Here is a 12029-nt window from a genome sequence, read left to right on the forward strand (position 1 = left end):
GTGTTCTGGCTGAGTCACCACCGGGCCTCTGAGCGGCACCGCACCGTGCGGCTGGGCGGCGTGCACGTGTGCGCGCGCTGCCTCGGCACCTATCCGGCGCTGGCGCTGGGGCTCGCGCTGCTCTTCACCCTGCGTGCACCCCTCGCGTGGCGCTGGGACGTGCCGGGGGTGCTGCTGCTCACGCTGCCCGCCCTGGTGGACTGGAGCGTGGGGCAGCTGCGGCCTGCGTGGGGCGGCAACGTGCAGCGCGCGCTCACGGGCGTGCTGCTGGGCGCCGCGCTCGCCCGCTCGCTGCACGTGCACCTGCAGCGCCCGCTGCCCCCGGTGCTCCTCGCGCAGGGCGCCCTGGTGACAGCCGTGGCGCTCCCTGTCATCGTCCTCCGGCTGCGGCGCGTAGACCCAAATGCGGGCCCGGCCGTTGAAGGAATGCAGGACGAGGGCCCGGATGGCCCGTGACGGGGGTGCGGTGGCAGCGGAGGCCTCAGACGAGCAGCTGATGCTCGCGTTCCGCGCGGGCGACGCGAGGGCGTTCGAGGCCCTCGTGCGCCGTCATCGCGGGCCCGTCTTCCACTTCATCCTCCGGTTCTCCGGGCAGCGGGCGCGCTCGGAGGACCTGCTGCAGGAGACCTGGCTCAAGGTGGTGCGCAGCGCCCGGGAGTACGAGCCGCGGGCCAAGTTCACGACCTGGCTCTACACGATCGCAAGGAACCTCTGCGTGGACAGTGCGCGAAAGGAGAGCTACCGGCAGACGGAGTCGCTCGAGGCGCCGGCCTCCGCGCGCGCAGAGGAGGGGGCGCGTCCGCTGGGCGAGGCGCTGCCGGACGGCGGCGCGAGCCCGGAGCGCGGCGCCCACGCGGCGCGGCTGCGCCCCCTGCTGGAGCGCGCGCTCGCGCAGCTCCCCGAGGAGCAGCGCGAGGTGTTCGTGCTGCGCGAGTACAGCGGCATCGCATTCAAGGAGATCGCCGAGGTGACGGGCGTGTCGGAGAACACCGTGAAGAGCCGCATGCGCTACGCGCTGGAGTCGCTGCGCCGCACGCTCGCGGCCCTCGGCGTGGACGGCGACCTCGCGGACGGCGAGAGGACGGTGGCCGGATGAAGCCCCAGTCGCCCCAAGGTCACGAGGACCGGCTGCTGGAGTACGCCTACGGGGAGCTGCCGCCCGCCGAGGCGCGCGCCGTGGAGGTGCACCTCGAGGACTGCCCGCGCTGCACCGAGTCCCTGCGGGAGATCCGCGGCGTGCGCACCGCCATGGCGCCGCTCGCCGAGGAGCCCGTGCCGCACGCGGGGCTGGACTCGCTGCTCGCGTATGCGCAGAGCACCGCGCGCCGCAATGCCGAGCCCTCGCGTGCCCCGGCGCGCGGCGGGTGGCGCCGGCTCGTGCTCCCGCTCTCCGGTGCGCTCGCCGCGGGCCTCTTCGGCATCGTGGTGGTGCGTCAGCACGAGGCGCTCGATGCGCGCGGCCCCGAGGCCCTGCGGGAGGTGGTCTCCGCTCGGGCCGAGCCGCAGGCCTCCGGTGTGGAGCAGCCTCCGCCTGCGCCTTCGCCCATGCTCGGCGAGGCGCAGGAGCAGGAGCAGAAGGCTGCGGACTCGGCCGGTGCGCCCCTGCGTGCCGAGGAGCAGCGCCGCGCGAAGGTCGCGGCGGACGAGCGTTCGCGCGCCGAGCGGGGCGTGCTCGCCCAGCGCAGCGCCGCGAAGAAGGCCGCGCCCGCGTCTGCGGAGGCTCCGGCGGAGCTTTCCGGCGCACTCGCCGACAAGGAGGACGAGGCAGCTGCCGGCGCGGCGGCCAACGCCGCTGCGGCGGGGGTCGCGCAGGCAGAGCCCGCTCGCCCCCAGGGGGCGCGCGCCGGGGCTTCCGGCGTGGACACGTTCAGCGCCCACTCGACCGGGACCGGTTCGTACGGAGCCGCTGCGTCCTCCGCGCCCGCCTCGCCGCCGCCCGCGCAGGTGGCGGCCGCTCCCTCGAAGGCGGCGCGGAGCGCTCCCGCGGCCTCGAAGGCGGAGGCAGCGCCGGCAGCGGCGGCGCCCTCTGCGGCGCCGTCCAAGGACGAGCAGCGCGCCGCCAACCTCGGGTATGCGAACGCGCCCGGGGCGCAGACCGCCACGCTCTCGCGCGAGGCGGATGCGGCGCGCAGGGCAGGGGACCGCAGCGGCGAGGCCGCGCTGCTGCGCGAGGCCCTCGGCGGGGCGCCGGCTCGCGAGCGCCCCGCGCTGCTGCGGCGGCTGTGCGAGGCCGAGGCGGCACGCGGCCAGGCTGTGGCCGCGCGCGAGGCCTGCCGCGCCGTGCTTGCCGAGAGCCCGGGGTCGGCCGAGGCCCGCGCGGCCCAGGCCGTCCTCGAACGGCTCGACCGCACTTCCGTTCCGGCTCAATAAGAGCGCAACTGGCGGAATCGGACGTGGGTGGGTCGGCCACCTGACCGATGGGCGCCCCGGTGTGACTCCGGGACAATGCTCCGCATGGGGATGAGCCGCGCGGGTGCACAGCGAGGGCAGGTGGCCGTGGAGGCCGCCCTCGTGCTGCCGCTGATGACCTTCATGGTGCTGGGGATCATCCAGCTCACCATGATGCAGCACGCCAAGCTGATGACCGAGTACGCGGCGTACCAGGCGGCGCGCGCGGGCATCGTGTGGAACGGCAACAACGAGCGCATGCACGACGCCGCCGTCGTGGCGCTGCTGCCCACGCTCGGGCGCACGGACGACGTGTTCGAGCTGGGCAAGACCTGGGCGCTGCACAAGGGCTGGGACCTCGCCATGCGCCAGCTGCAGATGGGCAAGGGCAAGGTCATCGATCCGGCGGCCTTCAACGGCTCGAACCTCTTCGGCTTCATCCGCGTGGACACCATCCGGCCCTCGCTCTGGGATCCCATCGGCAGCATCTGGAAGCTGCGCGCGGGCGCGAACTGGAAGGAGCTGGACTTCGACGGGGCGGACACCTACCCGGAGATCCCGGGCTTCGAGGACAAGATCCGCAAGTTCTTCAACCTCCCGGAGCCGGACTCCTCCGAGGTCCAGTACCGCAAGGCCACGCTGCTGCAGATCCGCCTGCGCTACTGGTACGAGCTCACGGTGCCCTTCGCCAACTGGGTGATCTTCACCGCCTGGTTCGCGTCCAACTCGGACGTCGCGCTCTCGGGCGGCATCGACAAGCCCACGGTGGAGCCGGGCGCGAACATGACGGCGGACGGCAACCTCGAGCCGCTCGGCAGCAAGGGCAAGGGCATCGCGCACAACCAGGGCTACGACTCGGTGTACCCCACCGAGATGGTCGTGCTGTGGCGGCTCTCGCAGGGCACCGTGCCGCTGCTCTCGCGCGTGGTGGGCAAGAAGTACTTCATCCCGCTCACCGCCACGCAGTCGATGCGCATGCAGTCCAACTTCCACAAGAAGTGGATCATGCACATCAACCCGGACTGGAACCTCTAGGAGCCCGCATGCTCACCCGCTCCATCCGCAACGGCATGCGCCGCCAGGAGGGCCAGGCGCTCGTGATGGCCTGCCTGCTGATGCTGGTGCTCGCCATCGCCGTGCTGACCACGGTGAACATCGGCCACAACGTGAGCGAGCGCATCCGCCTGCAGAACACGGCGGACTCCGCTGCGTACTCCATGGCCGCCATGGAGGCGCGCGCCTTCAACTTCTACGCGTACGCGAACCGCACCCAGGTCTCGCACTACGTGTCCGCGATGATGTGGCAGTCGCTGCTCAGCCTCATCTACTTCGCGGAGGCCTTCTTCACGGACATGTACGGGTTCATGCGGACCCTCAGCCCGTGCGGAGGCAAGGGGAGCCTCTTCTGGAAGGTGGCCTGCAAGCTGCTCGAGGCCATTCCCGTCATCGGGGAGATCATCATCGCGATCGAGGAGGTCATCGACGTCTTCCGAACCGTGCTGGTGGGCTTCCAGGACATCGTGAAGGGGCTCAACCCGGACAAGATCATCGGCAAGTACGTCATCCCTGCGCACCGCACGCTCAACTCGGCGATGTTCTTCGCGTCGCAGGGGGTGATGTACTCGACCTCCACGCACATCCTGCAGACGGTGGACAGCCTCATTGCGCAGAACGACCCGGACCTGGACCCCAAGTTCTCCCAGGCGCTCTCGGGGCTCGCGAGCCAGTGCCTCTTCAACCGGGCGCACTTCGAGGAAGCCGGCGGCAGGCCCCTGGACCTCAAGCCCAAGAACCCCTTCAAGCCGCTGGACCCCAACGCCTACCAGGGCAACGACGACCGCACGGCGCGCGCCAAGCGGGTCATGGGCAACATCACCAACGCGAGCCGCTACCCCTGCGACTCCGAGGGCGGCGTGTGCCCCGAGGGCTTCGTCACCAGCCGCCAGCTCGGCGACCTGCTGCCGCTGCCGGACTCGCTCAAGGTCATCAAGAGCTTCCTCAACGGCTGCAGCGACACGTGGTGCAAGATGGGGCAGACGCGCTTCCTCACGCGCAACAACCCCAACGCGGACAAGGTGAGGAAGAGCAACAACTTCATCCGCGAGTGGAAGGACGGCCCCACCGTCCCCATGGGCATGCTGGCCCAGGGCGACAACATGGGCTCGGACGACATCTACTGGCTCAACATCGGCCCGGACAAGTTCGGCCTCGGCCCCATCAGCGTGGACAACCCCTTCTCGTGCGGCAAGAACGACAACCCCAACGAGTGCTGGGGCGATCCGCGCAAGGGGCTGGGCAACTCGAAGACCGAGTACACGCCCTACCGCAGCACGATGAAGACCAGCATCTGGGCGATGAACGAGTTCGAGAAGTCGCCGAGCAACGGCGGCGTGCACTGGCGCGTGAACTACGCCCAGAACTCGGAGGGCTGGGCCTGGCACCAGTCACCCAAGGGGCCCGAGAAGGACGTCGGGGTGAACGAGTCGAAGATCTCGCTCGCGCCGAAGGTGGAGATCTCCGTCTTCAGCGCCTTCGTGCGGCCGGTGGGTGACGGCAACCACCCGTGGAAGGGCATCGTCCCGTTCATGCATTTCGAGCCGATGGACTTCAGCAACGACAACTGCAGCCCCAGCGGCAAGCCCAACGACAAGCTCGCCGTGAGCCGCCACCGCGACTTCAACCAGCCCTCCACCTGGGTGGCCCTGAGCAAGAGCACCGCGCAGCTGCGCAACGAGAAGGACCCTTCGGCGGGCAACAACGTGCCGGCGCTGCTCAACGACCAGGGCACGCTGAAGTACAGCTTCGGCGGCTCGGGCGGCCAGACGCTGGTGATGGAGAACAACCGCAAGGGCTTCCTCGGCTACAGCAGCCCCTTCGTCATCGCGCGCGGGCAGACCTACTACCACCGGCCGGGCAACTGGGCGGAGCAGCCCAACTTCTTCAACCCGTACTGGCGCCCGCGCCTCGCCTCCGTCTACCAGGGCCTGGATCAGCTGCCCCTGCTGGACAAGGTGAAGGGCTTCCTCGGGCCCGCCAACGTGGCGCTGCCGAAGATCGTGACGCACTGAGAGGGCCGCCGATGCGATCGAACCCCGCCCGAAGCCTGCGCTCGCGCCGCGGCGCCGCCACCGTCGAGTTCGCGCTCGTGGTGCCGCTGCTCGTGGTCGTCCTGCTCTTCAGCATGTACCTGACCGAGCTGGTGCGCGCGAAGCTCAAGATGCACGAGGCCGCGCGCCACGCGGCCTGGGAGATGACGAGCTATCCCTTGAGCGACTTCGCCACCGGGGACCACGACAAGGCGTGGACGGAGGCGCACGACAAGGTCCACGAGGACGCCGTGAACCGCTTCGGCGACATGGACTCGGTGGAGGTGGACCTGCAGCCCAGCTTCATCGCGGACGTGAGCAACCTGCAGGTGACCATCGAGAAGAGCGAGATCCCCTTCATCGAGGCGGGGCTGGTGCTGGGCAATGACCCCGAGGGCGGCTGGGCCAGTGACGTGCTCGGCGCCGTGAACGGCGGCGCCAATTACCTGCTGGGCTTCTGGGGCTTCAACAAGGAGGGAATGGTCACCTCCCGCGTGAGGATGGACTTCAACAACCGGCTCCTGCCGCGCCACTACCTGGACGAGGGCGAGAGCGGCCTCTTCACCACGGACTTCACCGGCGGCCACGACCTGACCACGCTCACGCTCAACAGCCACCTCTCGCTCTACGCGGACTCGTGGGCCATGGCGGACGGCAAGGATGCCGTGGTGCGCTCGCGGCGCGCCGGCGCCCACCGCGACGGCGACCTGAGCAAGCCGCACGGCCTGTACAAGCAGGTGAGCCGCATGACCTTCCTGGGCCTGCGCGACAAGCTCAACAACGTGGGCATCGGGCAGGTGCTCGACTACATGGGCAAGGCGCTGCCCAACCCGCTGGGCACCTTCGTCATCGCGCGCAACTACGGTCCGCAGAACGCGGCCGACGCGCCGGACTGCGCCGGCATCCCGGGCTACCCCGGCTACGCGAACAACCCTTCGCAGGACGCGCGCGGCGGCCTGCAGAGCTTCTACCGCAAGGGCAAGTACGAGAACCTGGACGGCGACGACGTGTACCGTCCCCGCTGCTTCGACACCGCGCCCTTCCGCGACCGCATGGACTACAACAACAAGGGCTCGGACGGCCGCGACCTCAATGGCTACATGGCCATGTTCAAGTCGCGCGGGGAGTACTTCCTCGGGTGCAAGAACGCGCAGGCCGAGGACCCCTCCGAGCTCAACAGCAAGGAGGCCACCACGGCGGACGAGAACACCTCGGTGGTGAACTGTGAGTAGGGCGCTCGTTTTCATGGCGGCGCTGCTCCTCGCGGGACTCGCGCGCGCCGAGCAGCAGCTGCCCGTGTACCCGGGCGTGGTGCACACCCGCATCGGCAACGACCTGGTCATCGGCGGCGAGTTCTACCGGCTCGCGTACTTCACCACGACGGACCCGATGGAGCAGGTGGCGCGCTACTTCGAGAAGCAGTGGAAGGAGCAGGGCTACCCCACGGTGGTGGACGGGGACCTGCACGAGGAGGCGGTGGTCTCCGCGCTCTACACGCGCGAGGGGCTGCAGCGCGGCGTGGTGCTGCGCCGCCACGACGGCAAGACGCTGGGCTTCACGGTGCTGCGCGACCTGTGGGAGCGTCCGCCCGCCTCCGCCACGCCGGGCCTGGTGAAGCTGGAGGGCGCGATGTACAGCGCGGACGTGGGCAGCCGGGACGCGGACGGCGACTCGCAGCACCGCACCTCGCTCATCGAGCAGTCGCTCGCGAGCGTGCAGAAGGAGCTGGAGGCGAAGCTCGCGAGCGCGGGCTTCAGGCGCACGCGCGAGACGCGCCAGCAGGTGGACGGCCGGCCCCAGCTCACGCTGGAGTTCGCCTCCGGCGCGCAGCAGGTGGTGGCGAGCCTCACCGAGATGGAGCCGCAGCTCACCGCGGTGGTGCAGATGTCGGTGGGCTCGGACCGCCTGGACGGCGTCTCCAACGACGCGGCCGTGCGCGCGGGCAAGGCGAAGCGCGAGGAGAAGGGGGCCCAGCGATGAGGGCCCTGGTCCTCGGAGTGCTGCTCGCGGCGCTGCCTGCGCGCGCGCAGACGCCCCCGGCCGTGCGCACGCTGGTGGAGCACATGGCGCGCGGCATCCGCAAGACCCAGGTGGGCGACTGGGTCACCTACAAGCTGGATGGCGGCGGCAAGCGCGTGCACTACTGGCGGCTCGCGGCGGTGTCCGCGGAGAAGGACCGGCTGGGCCGCGACGCGCTGTGGATCGAGGTCGACATGGGCACCCACCCCGGCATGGCGGCGCCGCTCGCGCAGATGAAGATGCTGGTGGCGAAAGACGTGGGCCTCAGCGCGCAGGGCATCACGCGGCTCATCGTGGCCACCGGCTTCGACCGGCCGCAGGAGTACTCGCCCGAGGCGCTCGCAGCGGCGCTGCGCAAGGAACCGTCAACGGCCGCGCCCGCGCCGCCGGGGCCCGGGCAGGGGCCGCGCCCTGCCATCCAGGCCGGTCGCGAGGTACAGCTGATGACCCTGGCTGGCACCGTGCCGGCGGTGCCGCTGGAGATGCGCTACCGCAACACGGTGGTGAAGCGCCTGTGGTTCAGCCGCGAGATCCCGGTGCTGCAGATCGCGAAGATCGAGATCCCGGGCATCGGCCAGGCGATGGAGGTGCGCGACTTCGGCGTGGACGCGAAGCCGCTGATGCAGATTCCGCCACCGGATGCGCCGAAGGTGAGGCTCGAGTACCTGGACGAGGCCTTCGCGAAGCTGCCGCAGCTGCCGGAAGGGGAGGGCGAGTGATGCGACCCGTGAAGAGGCCGGCGCGCGCTCCGCGCCGCAGCGAGCGCGGCCAGGCGATGCTCGAGTACTCGGTCGTCACCTGGTTCCTGGTGATGGCGCTCGCGCTCGGCGCCTCGGTGCGCATCGAGTGGACCGACGACGTGAAGGGCAGCGTCATCGAGCTGTTCCTGCGCAGCTACCAGACCTACTACGACTCCTACCTGTTCGTGCTGAACCTGCCCATCCCGTGAGAAGCGCCTCCCCGTCCCGCGCCGCGGCCTCGCCGCTCGCGCTGCGCGTCCTCCACGCGCTCGTCTTCCTCGCGCTCGCGGCGCCCGTGCTCTGGGGCAGTGCGCCCGAGTGGCGCCACCTCGCGCACGCGCTCTCGCAGCCCTTCCACGCGGGCGCGCCGCCCAGTGCCGCGCTGCTCGCGGGGGCGCTGCTCGCCGCGGCGGGCGCGCTGCGGCTGCTCGGGGGGCTCGTGCGGGGCCGCTCCGCGCCGCTGTGGGCCTCGGGCGCGGTGCTCACGGCGCTGCTGCTCGCGTGGGCCGCACAGGGGCGCGGCGCGGGCACCGGGCTGGAGCGCTCGGAGGCGCGCGCGAACCTCGCGTTCCTGCAGGTGGGGCGGCGCGTGCACCTCGCGATGGTGGGCGCACTCCAGAAGGACGGCGAGGTCGCCCGCGACGAGGCCACGTGGGCGCGAGCGCTCGCGGGCGCCACGGCGCGCGAGGACCGCGTGCGCGACCGTCTCCTGCGAGCGCAGCCGCCGCGGGTGCGCGTCACCGCTGCTGCGGACGCCGTGCCCGAGGGCCTCGTCCCGGGCGAAGTGCTGGTCTGGGTGTCCCCGGACGGGGCCACCTTCGAGCTGCGGCTCGCAGGCTTCGCGCCCGACGGGGGACAGCCTGCGCTCCTGATGGATCCGGAGACGCATGGAGCGCTCGTGCTCAAGGGGCTGTTCAACCCGGATCTGCCGCGCGCTTCCGAGCCCGCGTCCGTGCTCCCGGCGGTGCCATGAGGCCGTTTTCCCGGCTCCAGCGCGCATGCCGCAGTGCTGCAATTGCAACTGGGCGGCAAGACGCACGGCGTTCATGGAATGGGGACGCGCGCTTTGACACCCTCGAAGCGCGCTCGCTAGCATCGAGCAGCACGCTCGCGGCGCAGCGCTCCCCGCATCGTCGTCTCATCGACTCAACTGCCCGCCTCGTCCCTGCGGGCGCGCCTCTGGAGAACTCGAGCCATGCTGAAGGGTAAGACCCCCCTCGTCGTCGCCCTCGTGCTCGGCCTGTTCGCGGGCGTGCTCGCGTACACGGCCCTGAAGACGAAGGAAGCGGCGGTGCGCAAGGGCTGGACGCCGGTGATGGTGGTGGTGGCCAAGCAGGACATCCCGCAGGGCACCGTGGTGACCGCGGACATGATGGCCAACCGCAAGGTGCCCGAGCAGTTCGTGACCTCGTCCGTGGTGAAGCCGGAGTCCGCGAGCTACGTGGAGGGCAGCAAGGTGCTGGTCCCGCTGCAGGCGGGCGACCCGCTCTTGTGGAGCCAGTTCGCGAGCAACAAGGGTGGCGAGCGCCTCAGCACCAAGGTGCAGAAGAAGGGGCGCGCGATCACCATCGATGCGAGCCCGAAGACCTCGGTGGGCGGGTGGATCCGCCCCAACGATCACGTGGACCTCATCGGCACCTTCCGCGACCCGCAGAGCAACGACACGGTGTCGGTGACGCTGCTGCAGAACATCATCGTGCTGGCTACCGGGAAGATCACCGGCACCACCAACGTGAACCTGCTGCCCGAGGCGGACCGCGACTACAACAACATCACGCTGCTGGTCATCCCCGAGGAGGCGGAGATCATCACGCTCGCGCAGGAGCTCGGCAGCCTCACGGTGAGCCTGCGCAACGAGGACGACGTGGACATGATCGAGGAGCGCGGCCGCGCGACGATCAGCACGCTGCTCTCGGGCGAGCGCACGCGCGTGCTCGAGCAGCGGCGCCAGGAGGTCATCCAGATCATCAAGGGCTCGGGCGAGCACAGCGCGGTGGGAAGCCGCAGCGCGCCGTAGCCCGTCGCCCTCGCGAGCGCGCTCCCCATGCTCTCCGGACTCGTCCTCCTCCTCGTCACCGGCTCGGTCTTCTTCTTTAGCCTGGTCATCGCGACCGTGCTGGCGAAGGCGTACGAGCAGTACCAGGAGCGCTACGTCGTCAAGTCGATGAACGACTTGAGCGACATGTTCCTGTTCATCGACCCGCGCCAGATGCTCGCGCTCAACGTGGCGTGCATGTGCCTGCTGGGGATCCTGAGCTACGTGCTCTTCAATCCTCTGCTGTGCATCGTGGCCACGGTGTTCGGCTTCTTCCTGCCGATGCTGCTGGTGCGCCACTACCGCAAGCGGCGCATCAAGAAGTTCAACGTGCAGCTGGTGGACGCGCTGCAGGCCATGGCGAACGCCTTCAAGGCGGGGCTCACCTTCCCCCAGGCCATCGAGACGGTGTCGAAGGAGGCGCTCGCGCCGCTGGGCCAGGAGTTCGGGCTCTTCGTGAAGGAGATCAAGCTGGGCGTCCCCATGGAGGACGCGCTGATGAACATGGGCCGGCGCGTGGGCAGCGACGACCTGGAGCTGGTGGTGGTGGCCACGAACATCTCGCGCCAGCTGGGCGGGAACATGGCGGAGATGTTCGAGACCATCTCCAACGTCATCCGCGAGCGCTTCCGGCTCGAGGGGAAGATCGACGCGCTCACCAGCCAGGGAAAGCTGCAGGGGTGGATCGTGGCGGCGATGCCGCTGGTGCTGGGGCTGGTGCTCAACGCCATGCGCCCGGACCTGATGCAGCCGATGCTCGAGCACCTCTTCGGCTACGTGCTGGTGACGCTGGTGGCGGTGATGGAGGTCCTCGGGGTCCTCATCATCCGGCGCATCGTGAACATCGACATCTAGGGGCAGGGCCGGCGCGATGGAGATCCTCTCGAACATGATGCTGGGCACGGCGGCGGTGGCGGTGGCCGCCTCCGTGAGCCTGCTGGGCCACGGCCTGTACCAGAGCTACCTGGGGCGCCTGCTCACCGAGGTGCGCGAGGAGTCCTCGGGCGGCGTGAAGGGCGCCGGCATGGTGCTGGTGCGCAAGCTGGGCGTGGTGAACCGGCGCTTCATGACGCCAGCCTACGAGGCGCGCGTGCGCCGCAGCCTGGTGAAGGGCGGCGACCCGCAGGCCTACAAGCCCGAGGACATCCTCGCGCTGCAGGAGCTCTCCGCGGTGGTGGGGCTCTTCGCCGGGCTCATCCTGGTGAACGGGGTGGGGCAGAGCCTGGGCTGGAGCGTGCTCTTCCTCCTGCTCGGCGCCTACTACCCGCTGCTCTGGGTGAGCGATCAGGTGAAGAAGCGCCACCTGCTCATCGGGCGCGCGCTGCCCTACAGCCTGGACCTGCTCACGCTCTCGGTGGAGGCGGGCCTGGACTTCACCGGCGCGCTCGCGAAGGTGGTGGAGAAGGGCAAGGACGGCCCGCTCAAGGAGGAGCTGCAGCTGGTGCTCAAGCAGCTGAAGATGGGCAAGACGCGCGAGGAGGCGCTCAAGTCGATGATCGCCCGGGTGGACCTGCCCGCGCTCACCACCTTCGTCACCGCGCTCATCCAGGCGGACAAGATGGGCACCAGCCTGGGCAAGGTGCTGCGCATCCAGTCCACCCAGATGCGCATCGACCGCACACAGCGCGCCGAGAAGCTCGCGGGCGAGGCGCCGGTCAAGATGCTCTTCCCGCTCATCGCGTGCATCTTCCCCACGGTGTTCATGGTCCTGTTCGGGCCCATCGTGTTCAAGATGCTCTTCGGGCAGATGGAGTAGGCGCG

13 protein-coding genes are annotated in these 12029 nt (G+C 70.1%); all 13 read left to right on the forward strand.

Annotated elements, in window-relative coordinates; translation table 11 throughout:
- A complete protein-coding gene (locus FGE12_RS24280; RefSeq protein ID WP_194798225.1) occupies positions 1–456 on the forward strand; it encodes a DUF2085 domain-containing protein in 456 nt (151 codons plus the stop codon).
- Positions 446–1096 (forward strand): RNA polymerase sigma factor, encoded by a 651-nt coding sequence (locus FGE12_RS24285; protein ID WP_153868979.1) that lies wholly within the window; start codon positions 446–448, stop codon positions 1094–1096. Before FGE12_RS24280 ends, FGE12_RS24285 begins: the two co-directional genes overlap by 11 nt.
- A complete protein-coding gene (locus FGE12_RS24290) occupies positions 1093–2370 on the forward strand; it encodes a zf-HC2 domain-containing protein (RefSeq protein WP_153868980.1) in 1278 nt (425 codons plus the stop codon). Before FGE12_RS24285 ends, FGE12_RS24290 begins: the two co-directional genes overlap by 4 nt.
- Before the next feature lie 90 nt (positions 2371–2460).
- Positions 2461–3423, forward strand: coding sequence for a TadE/TadG family type IV pilus assembly protein (locus FGE12_RS24295; RefSeq protein ID WP_228531057.1), 963 nt, complete (start codon positions 2461–2463; stop codon positions 3421–3423).
- Positions 3424–3431: 8 nt separating this feature from the next.
- A complete protein-coding gene (locus FGE12_RS24300; protein ID WP_153868982.1) occupies positions 3432–5456 on the forward strand; it encodes a Tad domain-containing protein in 2025 nt (674 codons plus the stop codon).
- 11 nt (positions 5457–5467) lie between these two features.
- Positions 5468–6706, forward strand: coding sequence for a TadE/TadG family type IV pilus assembly protein (locus FGE12_RS24305; RefSeq protein ID WP_153868983.1), 1239 nt, complete (start codon positions 5468–5470; stop codon positions 6704–6706).
- Positions 6707–6719: 13 nt separating this feature from the next.
- The gene (locus FGE12_RS24310) at positions 6720–7454 is read left to right on the forward strand and encodes a hypothetical protein (protein WP_153868984.1); all 735 of its coding nucleotides are present in this window, start codon (positions 6720–6722) and stop codon (positions 7452–7454) included.
- Positions 7451–8212: a hypothetical protein gene (locus FGE12_RS24315; RefSeq protein ID WP_153868985.1), complete on the forward strand. Its 762-nt coding sequence runs from the start codon at positions 7451–7453 to the stop codon at positions 8210–8212. Before FGE12_RS24310 ends, FGE12_RS24315 begins: the two co-directional genes overlap by 4 nt.
- Positions 8212–8442 carry a hypothetical protein gene (locus tag FGE12_RS24320; RefSeq protein WP_153868986.1) on the forward strand — a complete coding sequence of 77 codons (231 nt, stop codon included), beginning with the start codon at positions 8212–8214 and terminating at the stop codon, positions 8440–8442. The genes FGE12_RS24315 and FGE12_RS24320 overlap by 1 nt, the downstream gene beginning before the upstream one ends.
- The gene (locus FGE12_RS24325; RefSeq protein WP_153868987.1) at positions 8439–9206 is read left to right on the forward strand and encodes a hypothetical protein; all 768 of its coding nucleotides are present in this window, start codon (positions 8439–8441) and stop codon (positions 9204–9206) included. The genes FGE12_RS24320 and FGE12_RS24325 overlap by 4 nt, the downstream gene beginning before the upstream one ends.
- 222 nt (positions 9207–9428) lie before the next feature.
- Positions 9429–10250 (forward strand): Flp pilus assembly protein CpaB, encoded by an 822-nt coding sequence (gene cpaB / locus FGE12_RS24330; RefSeq protein WP_153868988.1) that lies wholly within the window; start codon positions 9429–9431, stop codon positions 10248–10250.
- A gap of 27 nt (positions 10251–10277) precedes the next feature.
- Positions 10278–11123, forward strand: a complete 846-nt coding sequence (locus FGE12_RS24335; RefSeq protein ID WP_153868989.1) for a type II secretion system F family protein — start codon at positions 10278–10280, stop codon at positions 11121–11123.
- Between the two features lie 16 nt (positions 11124–11139).
- Complete coding sequence (locus FGE12_RS24340; protein WP_228531058.1) at positions 11140–12024, forward strand: type II secretion system F family protein; 885 nt, start codon at positions 11140–11142, stop codon at positions 12022–12024.
- The last annotated feature ends 5 nt before the right edge of the window (positions 12025–12029 follow it).

This window comes from Aggregicoccus sp. 17bor-14 (genome assembly GCF_009659535.1).
Classification (GTDB): Bacteria; Myxococcota; Myxococcia; order Myxococcales; family Myxococcaceae; genus Aggregicoccus.